Genomic DNA, 18,889 nt, shown 5'->3' with positions numbered 1-18,889 from the left:
AAAAGGTACCAGATGTCTTTTAGAGATAGAGATCTTTATAAATTTTGTGAGTCGAGATAAACCCACTCGCCGTGACCGTGGTGGATTCGGAAGACTTTAACCTTCTCCTCAAACCACGAACCGAGGTTGATCGAGCGCACTTTGCGCCCGTCCACATCCACTGTGTGATCGTCAAAAACGTGCATGTGGCCTGAGATAATTATATCAAAGGGTTTTTCCTGATAAGCTTTCGTCGCGTGCGAACGAATCATTTCGACCAATGAACTCTCATTGGCTGAACGATAGTGCCCGGTGCGTGCGCGGCTTTTTTTGCTCGCTTTATTGCCGATATGATCCCAGAAACGACCGGGAAGAATATTTCCCAGGGGTTTAATATAAGGATTGCGGATGATGCTGCGGTATTTGAGATACTTTTCATCCGTCAAATTGATCAAGTCACCGTGTTCACAGCGCACGGTCACTCCATCAATTCGATAGTATTGAGCTTCGACAAAAACTTCGACGCCGAGTTTTTTCTGAAAGAATCCTTCGACGTGCACATCGTGATTGCCTTCGATGTATGTAATACGCGCGCCCGCCTTTTTCAAATCATGAAGAGCGTCGATCAACGGTTTAAACTTTTTTGCAAAGTAAGAATGACCGCCCACCCATAAATCAAAGATGTCGCCGAGAAGGAAAAGATGAATTTCAGATGGATTTTTCTCCAGCAAAGAACGCAAAAAGCGCAACAGGATTTTCCCATTGCGCTCTTCTGCGGTTTTTAAGTGAATGTCGGATAAAAACCAGGCTTCCACTATTCTTTGTTCAAATCAAAACCTTGTTTCTTGCGGATGAACGCTGGAACTTCAAGATTTTGGCTAGAGAATGGAGAGCTCAATACTTCGCGAGCCATGCGACGAGCTTCTTCCAAAGATTGCTGTTCGTGATCCACGTTCATAGACAACTGTTCAGGGTTGTTGTGACGTGATTTCAAGTCTTGGCTTTCTTTGAAAGCGCGTGCTTTCGCAAGCAACATATCGCGAGGAGAAACTGCCGCTTCAACTTGTGGTTGGATCGGAGTTGCTACTTCAGTTTGTTGCACAGGTGCTTGAGGCATCATGTTCTGAGCGGCTTGCTGCGCTACTTGTGGAGCGACAGGAGCTACTGGCGGAACAACAACAGTCTCAGTTACCTGGGGAACCTCCTGTTGTGAAGGTTGCGTGAAGTTCATCACTTGAGATTGAACTGCAGAGATCGGCGGCAATTCCACAGGAGCCATTTGCGGCATTTGTGGCATTGTCGGCATCACAGGCATTTGCGGGAACTGAGGCATCTGTGGCATTGTCGGCATTTGCGGCATAGATGGCATTTGTGGCATCTGAGGCATTTGCATACCTTGCATGTTCATTTGACCGAACTGCATTGCATTTTGCTGGTTCAAGAAATTTTGCATTTGATTTACTTGAGCCATGTCGTTCACAAGTTTTACATCGTGAGAGTCAAAACCCGTTGCGATCACAGTCACGCGAACTTCGTCACCCATGTTGTCGTCGATAACTGCACCAAAGATGATTTCCGCATCTTCATGAGCCGCTTCCGTGATCAAAGTTGTCGCTTCGTTCACTTCGTACAATGACAAGCTAGAGCTTGCAGTCACGTTGATAATGATGCCAGTTGCACCATCGATTTTTACATTCTCAAGAAGAGGAGAAGAAATCGCTGCTGTTGCTGCTTCCACTGCGCGGTTGTCACCTTTTGCAGAACCAGTACCCATGATAGCGATACCTTTAGAAGACATCACTGTGCGGATATCCGCGAAGTCCAAGTTGATCAAACCGCGGATGTTGATAAGGTCTGAAATCCCTTTTACGGCTTGCAAAAGAACTTCGTCCGCTTTTTTGAATGTCTCAAGAAGAGGAGTTTTCTCTGCCGCCACAGAAAGAAGTTTTTGGTTCGGGATTACGATCAATGTATCAACATTGTCTTTAAGCTCAGACAAACCGCCTTCAGCGTGTTTGCCGCGCTTTTTACCTTCAAACAGGAAGGGCTTAGTGACTACACCAATTGTTAAAGCGCCAAGTTCGCGCGCAATCTTCGCAACAATCGGAGCGCCACCCGTACCTGTTCCGCCACCCATACCCGCAGTGACGAACACCATGTCCGCGCCTTCCAATTTCTCAACAATCTCATTATATGATTCAATCGCGGCTCTGCGACCCACATCTGGATTCGCGCCTGCGCCCAAACCTTTTGTCAAATCAAGGCCCAATTGAATTTTGTTAGATGCCTTATTTGCGTTCAAAGCTTGGATGTCTGTATTCGCAACAATGAACTCTACGCCGCCCATGCCAGATTCGATCATTGTGGAAACCGCGTTGCTTCCGCCTCCACCGACACCTACGACTTTAATGTTTGCACCGATATTGATATTTTCTTCTAATTCAAACATTCGATCCTCCCCACAGAATCAAGCGCCCTCTTGGCGCTCACCGAGTAAAATTAAAAAATCTGTCCAAAAAAATCTTTGATCTTCTTCGTGATTCCATCCAAGGACTCACCAATGTTGACTTCTTGTTGATTCGAATTGAGCAGCTCTTTCTTCTGCGCCAACGCGTACAACAAAAGTCCAACGGCTGCAGAGAATTCTCCAGACTTCACTACATCCGTCAATCCACCGATCTCGCGAGGAGTTCCTCTGCGTACGGGAATATCAAAAATAAACTCGCCCATCTCAATCAATCCATCGAGCTGACTTGCGCCGCCTGTAAGAACAATTCCTGATCCCAACATCGGCATCAAACCGCTCATGCGAATATCGTTAGCGATCAAGTTCAAAGTTTCCTCTGCACGTGCCTCAATAACATCCGCAAGATCTTTGCGCGGAATCACGCGAGCTTTTCTTCCGCCCACGCCTTCCACTTCAATGGTTTCATTTTCATTCACAAGAGAAGCCATGGCAGTTCCATGCTTCTTTTTCAACTCCTCAGCCGCAACTTGTGGAGTTCTCAATCCCACAGCGACGTCATGAGTGAAGTGTTGGCCGCCAACAGGAATAGTTGAAGAATGCGCCACACTTCCGTTGACGAAGTACAAAGCGTTACAAGCGCCGCCGCCCATGTCGACAACACTCACGCCCAAGTTTTTCTCGTCATTAGAAATAACTGCTGTTGCAGAAGCCAATTGGCCTAACACCAGGCCCGCAACTTTAAGACCGGCTTTTTCAACACATTTTACCGTGTTGTTGATCGCGCTTTGGCTGCCCGTCACGATGTGCACGTTGGCCTCCAAGCGGATGCCTGACATACCGATAGGATCTGTGATTCCATCTTGGCCATCGACTTTGAATTCACGCGGAAGAACGTGCAAAACGGTACGATCCGCAGGGACCGCCACCGCTTTCGCCGCTTCAATCACGCGGTCGATTTCTGAAGCTGTGACTTCACGATTCTTGATCGCAACCATGCCTTTAGAATCGAAAGAAGAGATATGCGTTCCAAGAACTCCCACCCACACTTCGGAGATGGAATATCCAGACATCAACTCTGCTTCTTCTTTTGCTTTTTTAATGGATTCTGTTGTCGCTTCGATATTAACGACAACGCCTTGGCGAATGCCTGTATTAGGAGCCGTGCCTACGCCTGCAACTTCGATTTTTCCGTCGGGATTGACTGTGCCGATAACAAAAGAGACTTTGGAAGAACCAATGTCCAAACCAGCCAATACCGGTGCTTTCGGTTTTGTTGTACTCATCCTTAAGTCCTCACGGATGCTTCGCTAAAATGTCGTTGGACCACTCACTAAAATCATTTCAATGAGTTATAAAGCCGATTTAACCCGACTTTGATCGGTCCTCCAGACTTAAGCTTAGGGATCCTTACGCAACCTGACAAGGACTTTCTTTGACAGATTCGCATCTATGACGCGCGCGTCAAACTGGCGGGATTCGAGATAGTCAACCACTTGAGAAACTCGGGCAGCCTTCAGAGCCACTTGATCTTCACCCATCTTCACTTGAATTCCGGTTTTGATCAGAGTCATCCAAAAACCTTCTTTGTTGTCGTAGCGAATTTCAGAAATCGTTTTTTTACTGAACGATCCTTCAGCAGGAATTTGCTCGATCACTTCCACTGCTTTTTTTCTGAGCTCCGTTTTCTTGACGAAACTTTCGCCTTCAAGAAGTGCGACATCGGGAGCTTGCTTGATTTCGATCGGCTCCAAGAACGAACCGTCTTTGATGATTGGAACAAGCTTGCCACTTTTTGCCATGAAAAGAAGTTTCACTTCATGGGGACGTACACGAATCGACAATGTCGCCGGCCAACTGCGCTTCACGTTCAAACCTTCCACCCAGCCAAGCTTCTTGACGTCACCCGAAACTTTCTTAAGTTTGATATTCCAAAGCGAGAGACCTTTGTATTTTGCGAGTGAAGATTCGAGGTTGTCTACGAGTGGGCGAAGAAATTGCTCCTGACCCCGGGGTGGATTTTCCAAAACAACTTCGACTTTGCTGATGTTGAAAAATCCGTTTTTGTTCAGATAATAAAGAGTTCCTGCCAAAGACAAAGGAAGAATAACGAATCCAAAGATGAGTTGTAAAACGAGCTTCTTCACTGAATATATCTCCGCAAATCCTCTGCTGCCGTAGATTTTAGAGTAGCAATAACATTCTGAACATTGAATCACGACAGAGGACGCGTCCGCAAATCAAGACCATTGTCATGGCGAAAAAGGCGCCCCGACTTTTATCCGTAAACATATCTTTGGTGTAAGAAATACGATTGTTAGTCTATGTTGTTTACGCCGCTTCCTCCGATAGGGTTTTCATCTATCGGAGGCTTCATGAAACTTGGCAGTAAAATTATTCTTAACGTTGCTCTCTCCGGCATTATCTGCACGATCGCCGCCGTGGCGATTTCTTCTTCGCATATTCACAAACAAGGCCGAGAACAACTGACGGACAAATCCCGCGCTATTCTTTCGCGCTTGGAATCGATTCGTTCTTACATCGCCACTCAAGGCGGTCTGCACAGTGATTTTGCTCAAGCCGTTGCACAAAATCCCGACGGAAATCTTCCCGAAGAAGAACGCCAGCATCTTCTGCGCAAGGTTCCCATTTTCGCTTCAATCAGTGTCGGTTTTGAAAACGCCGAAAAGGACGGTTATAAGTTTCGGGTCTTTGCCCGCGAGCCACGCCGCGAAGGCAATGCCCCCACGGCACACGAAAAAGAAATTCTGCAAAAATTCGAAGCAGATGAAAATCTGCACGAAATCGTCGAAGGAGATGATACCGCTGTCATCGTTTACCGTCCCGTTCGTCTTTCTGAAAAACAAGGCTGCTTGTTGTGTCATGGCGATCCCGCGCAAAGCCCCTGGAAAAACGGAAAAGATATATTGGGATATCCCATGGAAAACTGGAAAGATGGAAAGCTTCATGGCGTCTTTGCCGTCACCTCTTCCACCGATCGTGTTGCCGCGGCAGCAACTGAAACGACCTATTCAATCTTAATGTGGGCGCTTCTGATTTCAGTCATTGTGCTTCTTGTTTCATTCTTCTTTGTGCGCCGTCCATTGCAGGCTTTGATGACGGGAATTCAGAAGCTGACCAGCGCAGGCAATCAAGTTTCAACAACGGGCGGAGAAATTCTTGTTGCCAGCCAGAACCTGAGCAATGCCGCGGTGAAAGCCGCCGCCTCCATCGAAGAAACCTCGGCCTCGACCGAAGAGGTTTCCAGCATGGTGAAAATGAATACAAAGAACGCTGAACAAGCGCGCGATCTTGCACACCAAGCGCAAGAAAAAGCGCGTGTCGGCGAAGCCGAAGTTCGCAAACTCACGTCTTCGATGAACGATATCACGGCGAGTTCTAAAAAAATTGAAGAGATCATCACCGTGATCGACGACATCGCTTTTCAGACAAATCTTTTGGCATTGAATGCTTCTGTCGAGGCGGCTCGCGCCGGAGAGCACGGAAAAGGCTTTGCCGTTGTCGCCGATGCCGTTCGCAGTCTTGCCCAACGAAGCGCAAACTCCGCTAAAGAAATTTCTTCTTTGATCAACGAGAGTGTTGAAAAAATTGAACAAGGCCACAAAGTCGTGCAGTCGAGTGAAACTTCTTTGCAGGAAATCGTCACCGCAATTGTGCAACTTTCCACTCTGAATGTTGAAATCTCAACGGCGAGCGGCGAGCAAGAACTTGGAGTTACGCAAATTAACAAAGCCTTGAACGATATGGATAAGATCACTCAAGCCAATGCCGCTGCTGCGGAAGAATGTGCGGCAGCTTCTGAAGAACTGCATCGTCAATCCACTCTCGTTGGAGAAGCTGTCGTTCAGTTGCACGAGATTATTATTGGGAGCCCTTCGAAATCCGCTTAATATGAACTTACGAAGGGCGAGCTATCGTCCTTCGTCTTCATTACAAATTCTTCCCAGTCCTTTCAGAGCCATAGTGCTCTCTTTGTTCCGTTACTTCTTAAAATCCAATACGAGTTTACCCCTGTAATAAATGGTGCGAAAAGTCTGCATACAACAGATGTTGTATGACAAACTTATAACGAATGTGTGACGAACCTTCGTTCGATAAAGAGTCATCGACAAATAAATATATATTTAAGGAGCGTCACCCATGAAGTTTAACACGAAAGTTATGGCAAGCATTGCCCTCGCCTGCGTTATTTGTACGACGGCGGCTGTTTTCGTTTCTTCGTCCCGCATTTCGGGCCAAGGGGAACAACAGCTTATTGAAAAATCGAAGGCCATCTTGACACGTCTTGAAGCGGTTCGCTCTTACATCGCCTCTCAAGGCGGACTGGATGCGAGTATTGAAAAAGCTATTCACGAGCATCCAGATGGAAATCTTCCAAAAGAATCTAAACTGACGATTCTTAAACAAGTTCCGATCTTTGCAGCGATGAAAGTGGGAGCAGAAGGCGCGAAAGCAGAAGGTTATACTTTCCGTATTTTTTCCGACGAACCTCGCAATCCCGAGAATCGTGCAACAGCAAAAGAATTGGAGATTCTTAAGAAGTTTGAAGCCGATCCGAGTCTTCAAGAGCTTTCTGAATCCACAGACACGGATACTATCGTTTACCGCCCTGTTCGCCTCAGTGAGAATCAAGGCTGCATGAGTTGTCATGGTGATCCGGCGCAGTCGCCTTGGAAGAACGGCAAAGATATTTTGGGTTATCCGATGGAAAACTGGAAGGACGGAAAACTTCACGGTGGATTCGCCGTTGTCTCCAGCAAAGCCAACATCCAAGCGGCGGCGACAAATGCCACATGGTACATTATTGGCTGGTCGGCAGGTTTGTCGATTGTGGCGATGTTCCTCTCTTTTATGTTCTTGAAAACGCCCATGCGTGCTTTGTCCGGTATTGCTGAAAAACTTCAGGAAACGGGAACAAGCGTTGCGGCCGCAAGTGTCGAGATCACGAAATCATCACAAGATCTAAGCAATGCTGCGACGACAGCTGCCGCTTCTATCGAACAAACCACTTCTGCGACAGAGGAAATGTCGAGCATGATTAAACTTAATGCGGGCCATACTAGCGAAGCCAAAAATCTGGCGGAGCTTGCGCAAACGAAAGCTCGCACAGGTAAAGATGAAGTTGAAAAACTTATTCTTTCTATGGATGAAATCGCGAAGAGTTCGAAGAAGATCGAAGAGATCATCACAGTTATCGATGACATCGCTTTCCAAACAAACCTTCTTGCCTTGAATGCCGCGGTCGAAGCGGCCCGCGCCGGAGAGCAAGGGAAAGGTTTCGCGGTTGTTGCCGAAGCAGTCCGTGCCCTTGCCCAAAGAAGTGCGACGTCTGCCAAAGAAATTTCCGATCTTATCCGTGATAGCGTTGAAAAGATCGAGAACGGCCACGAAGTCGTTCAAGCCAGCGGCGTGATGCTTAACGAAATCGTTTTGCAGATCGAAAAACTGACGAATTTGAATATCGAGATCTCTACGGCGAGTTCGGAGCAAGCTCAGGGCGTAAATTCGATTAACATGTCGATCAATGAGTTGGACCGTGTTACACAAAACAATGCTTCCGCTGCCGGTGAATGTGCGTCTGCCGCGGAAACTTTATCGGAAAGATCGCAGCAAATGCACAATATGGTGCAAGAGTTGATCTCCATCGTTGAAGGCGCCCGCCGTCAGCACGAGACTCCGCCACCTGCTGCCGAAGTGCCAAAGACGATGAAGAAGGCTCCACTTGCTTCCTCCCCTGCGCGCAAAGAACAACAACATGAAGATCTTCTTCCGCTGAACAAAGTTTCTTAGACATAAAGGAAGCATACTAGAAATAAAAAAAGAGACTGGAAATTTCCAGTCTCTTTTGTTTTAAAGACTCATTGAATTCCTGAAACGCTTAGAGAGCGTTCAGCACGTCAAGGCCGAGCTTCCAGCCATCGCCCGCACCCAAAGTCACGAAGACATCGCCTTCTTTAAGAAGACCCAAAATTCTTTGCGCCGATTTGTCGTCGCGAGTGAAGTACTGAGCTCTTTCGTGTTTCATCTCTTGCGCGAGCTGCATGCTGCTGACCCCTGGGATCGGAGCCTCGCCTGCAGGATAAATATCCGTCAGAAGAACTTCGTCCGCCTCTTTGAAAGCGGTTGTGAAGTCATGCCAGCAATGTTGTGTGCGAGTGAAACGGTGCGGTTGGAAGAAGACGACCAAACGCTGATTCGGGTATTTTTCACGGAAGGCTTGCAAAACAGCGCGTACTTCCGTCGGATGATGCCCGTAATCGTCGTAAACTTTGATGCCGCGTTTTTCACCTTTGAAGTGGAAACGTCTGTCGACACCTTCGAAACGCTGCAAACCTTTCGCGCACGTCGCAAACGGAATGCCCGCTGCCACGCCCGCACAAATCGCCGCCACCGCATTCAAGGCGTTGTGACGTCCCGGCACTTTCAAACTGAATTCGCCGACAAGGTGTTTCGTTCCTAGCAAACGGTCGCTGCGATACAAAGAATATTTGCCTTGCTCGCCGCTAAGAACAAGATCGTTCTTTTCATCGAAACCATAGAAAAGAATTCGTTTCGGGAAATTTTCGAAAATTTGACGAATCACCGGATCGTCACCACACGCGATCACTTTTCCGTAGAATGGAACTTTCAAAGCAAAGTCGTAGAAATTTTTTTGCAAATTCTCGAATGTTTTAAAATGATCCAAGTGGTCGGAATCGACGTTTGTGATAATTGCAATCTCGGGCGAAAGCTTATGGAAACTTCCGTCAGACTCATCGGCTTCCGCCACCAACCAGTCTCCTGTTCCCAGAAGAGCTGTGGATTTGATCAACTCAAAGCGTCCGCCCACCATGATCGTGGGACTCAGGTTTGCTTCGAGAAAGATCGCCGAGGTCATGGATGTTGTTGTCGTTTTTCCGTGCGTTCCGGCAACGGCCACTCCGCGCTTTAAACGCATGATCTCAGCCAATGCTTCCGCGCGGGGAATCAGAGGAATCTGTCTAGCGCGCGCTTCTGAGATTTCGGGATTACCGTATTGAATAGCGCTGGAGTAAACCACCACATCGGCTTCACCAACGTTGGAAGCCGCGTGGCCTTTGAAGATTTTGACTCCCATTTCTTTCAGGCGCTCTGTATTCGCATTGTCTGCGAGGTCGCTGCCTGTGACTTTAGCACCGATATTGTGGAGCAGTTCCGCAAGACCACACATACCGATTCCACCGATACCTACAAAATGAAATTTGGCGTATTGTAGTTTCATTGCAAGATTTCCTTCGCGATCGTCGTCGCCGCTTGAGGGATATAGAAGCTCTTTATATTCCGAACCATCTCTTCGTGCAAAGCTTTATCCTTGCGCAAAGATTGGACTTCGGTAATGAGCCGCTCTGGAGTCAAATCTTGCTGTAAAATCATTCGACCGGCATTTTTTTTGACAAGACTTTCCGCATTCTTTTGCTGATGATTGTCAGCGGCAGGCAGCGGAATAATGATAGGAATAATGCCAAAAGCCGCAGCTTCGGCAATGGAGCTCGCTCCTCCTCGACTCACGATAATATCAGCCCATTGATAATATTTGGGCATGTCGTAGATAAACTCGTGAGGCTGAACTTCACAAGGAGCATTTTGGTATTTCGCAGAAACCGTCGCGAAATCGTACGCGCCAAGCTGATGAACTACAGAGAGACCTTTGACCCATTCACCGCCTGACAAAATCGCGTCGCTCAAACAATAGTTGATCACGCGCGATCCCTGACTGCCACCGAAAGCCAAAAGGTGGAACTTTTCGTCTCTTTCAGTCTGACGGACAGCATTTTCGATCTCTTCGCGGATCGGCATTCCCGCTTGGATGATTTGATCGTTTTTTAAAAACTTTTTTGATTCAGAAAAAACGACAAAACACTTATCGACAAAGCGGGACAAAATGCGGTTCGCCATTCCCGGCATCGCATTCGGCTCCCAAATCGCTGTGTTAAATCCAATAAAGCTGGCAGCCAACACGAAGGGACCGGAAGCATAACCACCGACGCCGATAACATACAAGGGTTTCAGTTGACCCAAAAGGCGAATCGACTGCCATAAGCCGTAAGGAATTTTGAAAAGCGTTTTTAGTTTTTCCAGGGGGCTTTTAACGTTCAACTGGCCGGACTCGATCAAATGCAGAGGAAATCCCTCGCGAGGAACAATCTTCGATTCCAAACCTCTTGATGTCCCAACGAAATGAACTTCGATGCTGGGATCTAGTTTTTGAATGGCCCGGGCAATCGCGATTCCCGGGTAAATGTGACCGCCGGTTCCTCCCCCTGCGATCACAATGGTTTTCTTACTCATGAATTCTTCACCTTTGACGTTGTCCATCGAGAGCCAAAACGGCGTGAAAATTTATCTTCTTCCAATGAATTTTCAATGTTTAGGATCAGACCGAACATAAAACACAAAGAAACAAGGGAACTGCCGCCATAACTGAGGAATGGAAGTGTCAAACCTTTGGTTGGCAACAAGCCCATTACCACCCCGGCATTGATAAAGACACTCAGAGCAAAAGTCACTGATAAACCCAACGCCAAAGATCTTTTAAAGGTCTCCTCAGTTTTGACCGCGATTTGAATTCCGCGGAAAACCACGAAGCCATAAAGGGCAAGAATCAAAACGAAGCCGATGAAACCCATTTCTTCACCCAGAACCGCCATCGTGAAATCAGTATGCGCTTCAGGCAGGAAGAAGAGTTTGCCTTGGCCTTGTCCCAAGCCCGCTCCCGTAAGGCCGCCCGAATGAAAACTGAGCATACTCTGAATCACTTGGAAACCTTTTTGCGCCGGATCCGACCACGGGTCCAAGAACGCAAGAACGCGCGCACGACGGTAAGGAACAGACATCACAAGGAAATAAAACGCCGGGAGCATAACCGCCAGCGCCGCGAAAATATATTTCCACTGCAGACCGAAAGCGAAAAGCAACGTCACGCCCACCATGAGGATAATCGCAAATGTTCCGAAGTCAGGCTGTTTTAACAAAAGACCAAGAGGAGCAATCATCGCCAGCACCAGCCAATGCCATTTCACTTTCGCCAAGAAATTTTCGCGACGGACAAGCAAGCTTGCAAACCACACACTGAAAGCGATCTTCAGCAACTCCCCCGGCTCGAAACGAATACCGAAAGGAAGCTGAATCCAACGAAGAGCTCCACCGACACGAACACCCAATCCCGGAACGTAAGTTGCGAGAACGCCGATCGTAGCGACAAACCACAAAGCCCAGCCGTATTTTTCGATGTATTTAAAAGGGATGTGAATCGTTCCGATCAGAACTGCGAATGCAATCAAGGCGAAAACTAATTGGCGCTTAAAAAAGAAAAGCCCATCACCATAAGATTCAATCGCAAAAATGAAACTGGAAGAATAAACCTGAACAAGTCCGATACCAAGAAGCGTGATAATCGCAAGAAACAAGCTGCTGGACAAATATCTCAACATAGAAAGAACTCCCGACCTTTAGTTTAATCAGAAGTCCTTTTTTACGTCTATGTCCTAACTAAAAGCTGGACCCGGTTTTTTACTCGGAAATGACTTCCGCATCAGAGGCTTCGCTAGACTCTGTTTTCGCTGGAGTCGCCTTTTTTGGAGTCTGAGTTGTCATACGACTGCGTGTAGAGCAGCAGTAAATCACACCGTTTTGATCCGAAGAGTTTTTGTAGTTTGTGATCGAAAAAGTTTTATTCGCATCACAACGACGAGCCATCGACATACTAAGTTCCACATCCAAGTCAGGAAACATATCCCCACTTAAGAACTCACAGTACATCCCAGTTGAAGACGCCATTTTTTCGCGCTGCTCTTGACGAGCTTTGAAAGTTCCGGAAGCACATCCAGAAAGAAACAACATTCCAGACGTTAAAAGAAGAAAAAGACGTTGCGAAAACACTATAGCCCTCCTAGGCATTCTCAACCTGCATCCATACAGATTTCAATTATTTCAATGATTGCTGAAAGTTTCAGAGGAAGACTTCTGCCGTTCCTCAAAGGGCCTTTAGTTTGCCCGCCGGCAAGTTCCGCAGCAGCTCTCCCGAAGGGAGGCGTCCGCGAGGACTGTTCGAAGCCGAAGGGTAAGCTAAAGGCCCTTTGAGGAACGGCAGAACCGTCCGACTCAGTGAAACTTTCTCACGATTTCTTTGAAATAATCTCCTCGTTCTTCGAAACTGTCAAACATGTCAAAGGATGAACAACCTGGAGACAAGAGAACAGTATCGCCGATTCTCGACTTTTGGTAAGCGATAAGAACCGCTTCTTCGAAAGTACCGATCAAGAACGTCTCAGAGAAATCACCAAGGTCGCGATTGATACGCTCTTTGGCTTCCCCGACTAAGATCAAGGTCTTTACTTTTCTTTTCACAGCCGTGCGTAGTGGCTCGTAGTTCAAGTTGGTGTCTTTACCACCGGCGATCAAAATCACGTTTTCATCGAAAGTGTCCAAAGCGCGAAGAACTGCGTGCACGTTTGTCGCTTTGGAGTCGTTATAGAAAAGAACTCCGCCGACTTTACGAACGTACTCAATACGGTGAGCAAGGCCTGTGAAACTGTCGATCACGCGTTGAACTGCATCGCGAGTCGCACCATGTTCACGCGATGCCAAGATCGCCGCCATGATGTTTTCGACAGAGTGCTTACCGCGCATTTTCATGTTTTTGATTGTGAACGTTTCGATCTCGGGGCCTGTGCGAACACGGATTTCATCGCCAATGTTCACAGCTCCACCAATGTTCATGATTTGCGGCTCCAAAGCCGGTTTGCGCGAGAAGTAGAAAATACGTCCGCGCTGAACCGCTGGATCACGCGCCAACTCGACAACCGCGTTGTCGTCGGCATTCAAGATGCTTGTTGTCGCTTGGTTTGTGTTTTTGAAGATACGTCTTTTAGCATTTACGTACTCTTCCATAGAGCGATAACGGTCCAAGTGATTTTCAGCCAAGTTCGTGAACACGATGTTCATTGGATTGAAAGTATCGCAATGCTCAAGCATGAAGCTTGAAACTTCCGCGATAACAACTTGAGCTTTTTCATCCGAGCGCAAGTAATCAACAAGCGGTTTTTCATTCGCGCCGCCCACCCATGTTTTGACGCCGGACTCTTTCAAAATCGCTTCTGTGATTTTCGCCACAGTCGTTTTACCGTTGGTACCTGTAATACCAATGATCGGCTCTTTAATGAAACCCGCAGAGAATTCGAACTCTCCCGTGATCTTGATACCTTGTGAACGAGCGTAATCAAAGATTTTCAAATTGCTCGGAACACCCGGAGACAAAACAACAAGGTCTTGCGCAATGAAAGTTTTCGGACTGTGTCCGCCCAGCTCAAACTTGATTGGCAGATCGCCCAACTGCTCCAACTGCGTGGAAAGCTCTGGCTTTGATTTGTGATCTGTCACTGTCACTTGAGCGCCGTGTTTTGTAAGGAAGTGAGCCAACGAAGCTCCCGTCTTACCAAGACCCACTACAAGGATTCTTTTATCTTTTAAATCGCTAAACTCTTTATACATATTTACCTACCTCAACTTCAGGGTCGCAAGACTTAGAACTGCTAATAAAATAGAAATAATCCAAAACCGAACGATGATCTTCGTTTCGGTCAATCCGCCCAATTCAAAGTGGTGATGAATCGGCGCCATTTTGAAAACTCTTTTGCCAGTCATTTTAAAGGAAATAACTTGCGTTATAACAGAAAGAGCTTCCACCACGAAGACTCCGCCTAGAACCACCATCAAAAGTTCATTTTGAGTAATAACCGCCATCGAACCCAAGAATCCGCCGAGAGACAACGAACCCACGTCCCCCATGAAGACTTGTGCCGGATACGCGTTAAACCACAAGAAGCCCATGCCCGCCGCGACGATGGTCGCTGCCACAGGAGTTAACTCACCCGCTCCCACGACATGCGGGATTTGCAAATAAGCCGCGATAGAGTAGTGACCTGTAACGTAAGCAAAAAGTCCCAACGTCGCCGCAGAAATCATCACCGGTACAATCGCAAGTCCGTCAAGACCGTCCGTCAAATTCACCGCGTTTGCAGTCCCCACAACAACAAGTGCTGCAAACACGATGTAGAAATATCCAAGCTCGAGCGAAACGGATTTCACAAATGGTACTGCCACCGCTGTGCTTAGATTGTGATTGAAAACCAAGTAGGCAACGACGGCACCGCTGATAAGGAACTCCCCCGCCAAACGGATTTTTCCCGAAAGACCTTTGGAGTTTTTCTTGCTCACTTTAAGCCAGTCATCGATGTAACCAATGAAACCAAATCCCCATGTGATGATCAGAACAGCCCACACCAAAGGATTCATCATGTCGACCCACAACAAGCATGGAATCAAAGTCGACAAAAGAATCAAACCTCCGCCCATTGTTGGCGTGCCCGCTTTTTTCTTGTGTGTTTGAGGACCGTCATCACGGATCGCCTGACCGAAATGTTTTAACTGCAAGCGCTTGATGAAGTGCGGCCCCCACATCCAGCACAACAAGAATGCTGTGAAAAAGGCGATGAATGTACGAACGGTGATATACCTAAATACGTTCAGCGGCGAAAACTGATCCGCCATTGAATAAAGCCATTGATAGAGCATGTTGTGCTGATCCCCTGTTGTGACCTAAAAAATTAAATTTGCTAGGAACTTAAAGGATTTAGCACAGGTCCTTCGTCGGTTGCAAGAGAAAGTTTATAAGTTATTGATTTTACTTGAGATTATTAAAAACACTGATAAATAACAGCACCCTCACCCTTGGCGGCCTCTGCAGGAGTATAATAAGAAAAGATTCGCCAGGAGGTTTCTTGTGAAAATCGCTCTGAAGGATCACATGACTCGAAAATTAGTTACGATAGGCAAAGACGCCACGGTGGCCGAAGCGTATCGATTGATGACCAATTTTTGGATTCGTCACCTTCCTGTTATGGACGAAACCGATGAGTTCATTGTTGGAATGTTGTCGGAAAGAGATCTATTAAGAGCGCCTTCACAAGAAACTCCTGTTAACCAAGTCATGAGTTCGCCTCTGAAAGTTTTCGAAGTCGACGCCCCCATCAAAGCCGTCGTCGAGTCCATGATCGAAGAAAAAATCTCGGCCTTCCTCATCACCAAAGAAGACGAAGTCGTCGGCATCGTCACATCGGAAGACATGCTCGTCTTGCTCGATCAACTCCTCGAAAAAGGAGACCACCGCACCTGGAACCTCGGCGAACTCCTCTTCAACCCCGCCCTACAAAGAACCGCCTACCTCGTCGGCCAAGCGGGAATCTAAAAAGGTGCCTGCTTCTTTTTTCTGGCTACAGCGCGAAAAAAGTTAGTGATATGAGAACATCTTAGTGGAATCTTTTTGAGTATTTGCATTTAGAGCATTCGTTGGCCGAATGACGGCCTTGCTCGTCGGACCGTTTGGTCTCGGACTCGATAAATCGCAAAATTCTCCTGCTTCTTTTTCGCGGCGTAGCCAGAAAAAAGAAGCAGGCACCTTTTATTGTTTTTCGGAGAAGTCGAGGGGGTTGCAGGGGAAGACGAAGCGTTCGAGTTTTGTGCCTCGGGAGGCTTTGACGACGGCGATGTCGCCTTCTTTGAGGAAGTTGGCGAGGTCTTGGCCGGAAGAATCTTTGTAGTCTTTTTCAATTGATGATGGATTTTTGTAGCCGGCTTTTGTGAGGCCCTTGTTGAAAGCATCGTAGTCGTCGCCGATGAAATAAACTTTGTCGAAACCCGCAGCGCCAACCCAGGTGCCAAGTTCTTCGTGCAGACTTGCAGAGGCAGAGCCGAGCTCGCGCATTTGACCGAAGACGCCGACCTTGCGACCGGAAACTGTTAAGAGCTTCATGTTGTCGATCAGCGCCTTCATGCTGTCAGGGTTTGCGTTGTAAGCGTCGAAGATCATTTGTGCGCCCGACTTTAAATGCACCAACTGATTGCGGCCCCAGTTTGTTTTACAAGCAGGAAGACCCTTCCATACTTGCTCCGGCGTCATACCCACTGCCAGACCAATGCTCGCAGCCGCCATCAGGTTCGTTAAATTTTGTGCGCCGAAGACTTGCACTTGTGCCGTGCCCTCTTTACCGCCGATCACACCTTTCACAGTCAGCTCGCTCATGTTCATTGAGCTGATCATCAAGTGCACCGTCGCGCGCGGATCTTCGGAAGAGAACGTCAGGATTTTTTCTTTCGGATATTTCTCAAGAGCCTTCACATACATGTTGTGCGTCTGTTTGTTGTCAAGATTGTAAATTCGAACGGTCTCAGGAGAAGACGCTTCGTAGATCTCGGCCTTTGCTTCCGCAACTTTTTCGATCGTGCCAAAAAATTCCATGTGTGCGCGGCCGACCATCGTGCAGACAACAACGTCGGGTTCTGCAATATGCACAAGCTCCGTGATTTCACCGGCGTGATTCATCCCCATCTCGACAACCGCCACGTCTTTATCTGGCGGCAGTTGCAACAAAGTAAACGGTACACCCCAATGATTATTGAAACTGCCTTTGTTGTAGTGAACGGTTTTTACGGAACCGACAAGTGCCGCCGTGAATTCCTTCGTCGTTGTTTTGCCGTTAGAGCCCGTGATACCCACGACCTTTGCGCGCGCTTCACGGCGAGCCCATGTCCCCAGACGCTGCAAAGCTTTTAACGTATCAGGAACTTTAAGAATCGTGACCTTGCCTTTGAGCTTTTGCACTTGTTCATTTTCTTCGTGCACAAGCAGACCTGCGGCCCCTTGCTGAACAGCTTTATCCAAAAACTGATGCGCATCGAAAGCCTCGCCCTTCAAAGGAATAAAAAGCTGACCCTTCAAATCCACACGCGTATCAGTACCAATGCCGGAAAAGTTTTTTTCTTGAAGACTGAGAGTTTGCGCTCCCGTCACTTTCACAAGAGTTTGCACGTCCATGGCTCTCATCTTTTATCTCTCCTGCATTGCCTCTTGGGCGATTTTCACATCACTGAATGGGAATTTCTGCGTGCCGATGATTTGATAGTCTTCGTGGCCTTTGCCTGCGATAAGAATCACATCACCGGACTGCGCTTTTTTCAAAGTTTCATGAATCGCCTCTTTGCGATCCACGATCACAGTTGTTTTGGATTTATCCGCACCCGCAACCCCGGCGAGAATATCATTGATGATGGCCTGAGGATCTTCCGTGCGAGGATTGTCTGAAGTTACGATGACTTCGTCAGAATATTTCAAAGCCATTTGCGCCATTAAAGGACGTTTGCCTTTATCGCGGTCTCCACCACAGCCAAAGATCGTCCAGATACGCGCCGTTGATTGCAATGTCTCGCGCACTTTATTTAAAGCCGTTAAAACATTTTCCAAAGCATCCGGCGAGTGCGCGTAGTCGACAAAGACAGAAAGATTTTTATTATTTGGCACGGACTGCAAGCGCCCCGGAACGCCGGTGAATTCATCCAAAGCGGAAATACAAATCGACAGAGGAATTCCCGCAGACAAACCTGCTCCTAAAGCCGCCAAGGCATTCATCACGTTGTGCGTGCCAGACATGGGAAGGTGAACTTCACCGTCACCCATCGGCGTTTGCACTTTGAAATGAGTCAAAGCAAAATCCATGCGTTTGATGTCGTAACGAATGTCAGAGTCTTTTGCGCCATAGGTCCACAAGACCGCGGGATCGGCCACACGCAAGCGACGGCCAAACTTATCCGCCGTATTGATGATCGCAAAGCACGGACGCTTGTGCGTCTTCCACAAAAGATCCGTAAAAAGCTTTTGCTTCGCTTCGAAATAATTATCCATCGTCTGATGATAATCCAAATGATCGCGAGTGAGATTTGTGAAGATCACCGTATTGAACGGAACACTGTCGACACGTTTTTGATCCAAAGCGTGCGAGGAAACTTCCATCGCTACGGCCATGGCGCCTGCCGCGCGGAACTCGCGCAAACGCTTTTGCAAAAAGATCGGATCGGGAGTCGTCATTTCAGAAGGCCACACTTGCTCGCCCAGGTGATGATTGACTGTGCCGATCACTCCCGTTGGAATTTGGCCTTTGTTCAGAATTGCTTCCGTCATGTAAGTCACGGAAGTTTTGCCGTTTGTTCCGGTCACACCGACACAGAAAAGCTCTTGCCCCGGATCCCAATAAAAACGGCTCGCAAGAAGATCCAGAACCTCGCGGGTGTTTGGAACCTGTAAAACAAATCCACGGTATTCCACCGGCACGGAAGCGCGGTCTTCAACAACTAACACACCAGCGCCTTTGGCAATCGCATCTTTGATAAAACTATGCCCGTCGAGTTTGCTTCCACGAATCGCGACAAACACCGAGCCCGGAGTCACCAGACGCGCGTCATTAAAAATCCCCGACACCTCTGCTTCAGAGAAGTGATCGCTGGCGATGCCCGGAATGATAGAGAAAAGATGCTGTAACTTCATAGACTATCCATTGAGAGTAGCGTATGACAGAG

The 18,889-nt window shown here is 47.6% G+C and carries 15 protein-coding genes; 3 read left to right on the top strand and 12 right to left on the bottom strand.

The window, feature by feature from the left end; genetic code table 11:
• Nucleotides 1-35: 35 nt before the first annotated feature.
• From QJS83_RS02980 to QJS83_RS02965, 4 genes are all read right to left on the bottom strand, one after another.
• Nucleotides 36-794 (bottom strand): UDP-2,3-diacylglucosamine diphosphatase, encoded by a 759-nt coding sequence (locus tag QJS83_RS02980; protein WP_284607606.1) that lies wholly within the window; start codon nt 792-794, stop codon nt 36-38.
• The gene (gene ftsZ, locus QJS83_RS02975) at nt 794-2,428 is read right to left on the bottom strand and encodes a cell division protein FtsZ (RefSeq protein WP_284607605.1); all 1,635 of its coding nucleotides are present in this window, start codon (nt 2,426-2,428) and stop codon (nt 794-796) included. Before ftsZ ends, QJS83_RS02980 begins: the two co-directional genes overlap by 1 nt.
• A 50-nt stretch (nt 2,429-2,478) precedes the next feature.
• Complete coding sequence (gene ftsA / locus QJS83_RS02970) at nt 2,479-3,729, bottom strand: cell division protein FtsA (protein ID WP_284607604.1); 1,251 nt, start codon at nt 3,727-3,729, stop codon at nt 2,479-2,481.
• A 114-nt stretch (nt 3,730-3,843) separates the two neighbouring features.
• Entirely contained in the window at nt 3,844-4,590 is a 747-nt protein-coding gene (locus QJS83_RS02965; protein WP_284607603.1) for a cell division protein FtsQ/DivIB, read from the bottom strand.
• 228 nt (nt 4,591-4,818) lie between these two features.
• Here QJS83_RS02965 and QJS83_RS02960 point away from each other — a divergent pair, with 228 nt between their 5' ends.
• Together QJS83_RS02960 and QJS83_RS02955 are read left to right on the top strand one after the other, a co-directional pair.
• Nucleotides 4,819-6,354 carry a methyl-accepting chemotaxis protein gene (locus QJS83_RS02960; protein WP_284607601.1) on the top strand — a complete coding sequence of 512 codons (1,536 nt, stop codon included), beginning with the start codon at nt 4,819-4,821 and terminating at the stop codon, nt 6,352-6,354.
• Between the two features lie 250 nt (nt 6,355-6,604).
• Complete coding sequence (locus QJS83_RS02955) at nt 6,605-8,254, top strand: methyl-accepting chemotaxis protein (RefSeq protein WP_284607599.1); 1,650 nt, start codon at nt 6,605-6,607, stop codon at nt 8,252-8,254.
• A gap of 88 nt (nt 8,255-8,342) precedes the next feature.
• Here the strand turns inward: QJS83_RS02955 and murC are convergent, their stop codons facing one another.
• From murC to mraY, 6 genes are all read right to left on the bottom strand, one after another.
• The gene (gene murC, locus QJS83_RS02950) at nt 8,343-9,704 is read right to left on the bottom strand and encodes a UDP-N-acetylmuramate--L-alanine ligase (RefSeq protein ID WP_284607598.1); all 1,362 of its coding nucleotides are present in this window, start codon (nt 9,702-9,704) and stop codon (nt 8,343-8,345) included.
• Nucleotides 9,701-10,771 carry an undecaprenyldiphospho-muramoylpentapeptide beta-N-acetylglucosaminyltransferase gene (murG, locus tag QJS83_RS02945; protein WP_284607597.1) on the bottom strand — a complete coding sequence of 357 codons (1,071 nt, stop codon included), beginning with the start codon at nt 10,769-10,771 and terminating at the stop codon, nt 9,701-9,703. Before murG ends, murC begins: the two co-directional genes overlap by 4 nt.
• Nucleotides 10,768-11,913, bottom strand: coding sequence for a putative lipid II flippase FtsW (ftsW, locus tag QJS83_RS02940; RefSeq protein WP_284607595.1), 1,146 nt, complete (start codon nt 11,911-11,913; stop codon nt 10,768-10,770). Before ftsW ends, murG begins: the two co-directional genes overlap by 4 nt.
• A 79-nt stretch (nt 11,914-11,992) precedes the next feature.
• Nucleotides 11,993-12,361 carry a hypothetical protein gene (locus QJS83_RS02935; RefSeq protein WP_284607594.1) on the bottom strand — a complete coding sequence of 123 codons (369 nt, stop codon included), beginning with the start codon at nt 12,359-12,361 and terminating at the stop codon, nt 11,993-11,995.
• Between the two features lie 222 nt (nt 12,362-12,583).
• Nucleotides 12,584-13,972 (bottom strand): UDP-N-acetylmuramoyl-L-alanine--D-glutamate ligase, encoded by a 1,389-nt coding sequence (murD, locus tag QJS83_RS02930; protein ID WP_284607593.1) that lies wholly within the window; start codon nt 13,970-13,972, stop codon nt 12,584-12,586.
• 6 nt (nt 13,973-13,978) lie between these two features.
• The gene (mraY, locus tag QJS83_RS02925) at nt 13,979-15,055 is read right to left on the bottom strand and encodes a phospho-N-acetylmuramoyl-pentapeptide-transferase (protein WP_284607592.1); all 1,077 of its coding nucleotides are present in this window, start codon (nt 15,053-15,055) and stop codon (nt 13,979-13,981) included.
• Between the two features lie 208 nt (nt 15,056-15,263).
• Between mraY and QJS83_RS02920 the strand changes: the two genes are divergently transcribed.
• Entirely contained in the window at nt 15,264-15,728 is a 465-nt protein-coding gene (locus tag QJS83_RS02920; protein ID WP_284607591.1) for a CBS domain-containing protein, read from the top strand.
• Nucleotides 15,729-15,941: 213 nt separating this feature from the next.
• Here the strand turns inward: QJS83_RS02920 and QJS83_RS02915 are convergent, their stop codons facing one another.
• Both QJS83_RS02915 and QJS83_RS02910 read right to left on the bottom strand, forming a co-directional pair.
• Nucleotides 15,942-17,363, bottom strand: a complete 1,422-nt coding sequence (locus QJS83_RS02915) for a UDP-N-acetylmuramoyl-tripeptide--D-alanyl-D-alanine ligase (RefSeq protein WP_284607590.1) — start codon at nt 17,361-17,363, stop codon at nt 15,942-15,944.
• A gap of 3 nt (nt 17,364-17,366) precedes the next feature.
• Complete coding sequence (locus QJS83_RS02910) at nt 17,367-18,857, bottom strand: UDP-N-acetylmuramoyl-L-alanyl-D-glutamate--2,6-diaminopimelate ligase (protein WP_284607588.1); 1,491 nt, start codon at nt 18,855-18,857, stop codon at nt 17,367-17,369.
• Nucleotides 18,858-18,889: the final 32 nt, after the last annotated feature.

Source organism: Bdellovibrio sp. 22V, from assembly GCF_030169785.1.
Lineage (GTDB): Bacteria > Bdellovibrionota > Bdellovibrionia > Bdellovibrionales > Bdellovibrionaceae > Bdellovibrio.
Note: the sequence above shows the minus strand (reverse complement) of the source record. Positions and strands in the feature narration are given on the sequence as shown.

Coding starts and splice junctions, on each gene's coding strand:
- QJS83_RS02960 (WP_284607601.1), top strand. CDS start 4,819: ATGAAACTTGGCAGTAAAATTATTCTTAACGTTGCTCTCTCCGGCATT.
- ftsA (WP_284607604.1), bottom strand. CDS start 3,729: ATGAGTACAACAAAACCGAAAGCACCGGTATTGGCTGGTTTGGACATT.
- QJS83_RS02915 (WP_284607590.1), bottom strand. CDS start 17,363: ATGAGAGCCATGGACGTGCAAACTCTTGTGAAAGTGACGGGAGCGCAA.
- murD (WP_284607593.1), bottom strand. CDS start 13,972: ATGTATAAAGAGTTTAGCGATTTAAAAGATAAAAGAATCCTTGTAGTG.
- QJS83_RS02955 (WP_284607599.1), top strand. CDS start 6,605: ATGAAGTTTAACACGAAAGTTATGGCAAGCATTGCCCTCGCCTGCGTT.
- QJS83_RS02910 (WP_284607588.1), bottom strand. CDS start 18,857: ATGAAGTTACAGCATCTTTTCTCTATCATTCCGGGCATCGCCAGCGAT.
- mraY (WP_284607592.1), bottom strand. CDS start 15,055: ATGCTCTATCAATGGCTTTATTCAATGGCGGATCAGTTTTCGCCGCTG.
- murC (WP_284607598.1), bottom strand. CDS start 9,704: ATGAAACTACAATACGCCAAATTTCATTTTGTAGGTATCGGTGGAATC.
- ftsW (WP_284607595.1), bottom strand. CDS start 11,913: ATGTTGAGATATTTGTCCAGCAGCTTGTTTCTTGCGATTATCACGCTT.
- ftsZ (WP_284607605.1), bottom strand. CDS start 2,428: ATGTTTGAATTAGAAGAAAATATCAATATCGGTGCAAACATTAAAGTC.
- murG (WP_284607597.1), bottom strand. CDS start 10,771: ATGAGTAAGAAAACCATTGTGATCGCAGGGGGAGGAACCGGCGGTCAC.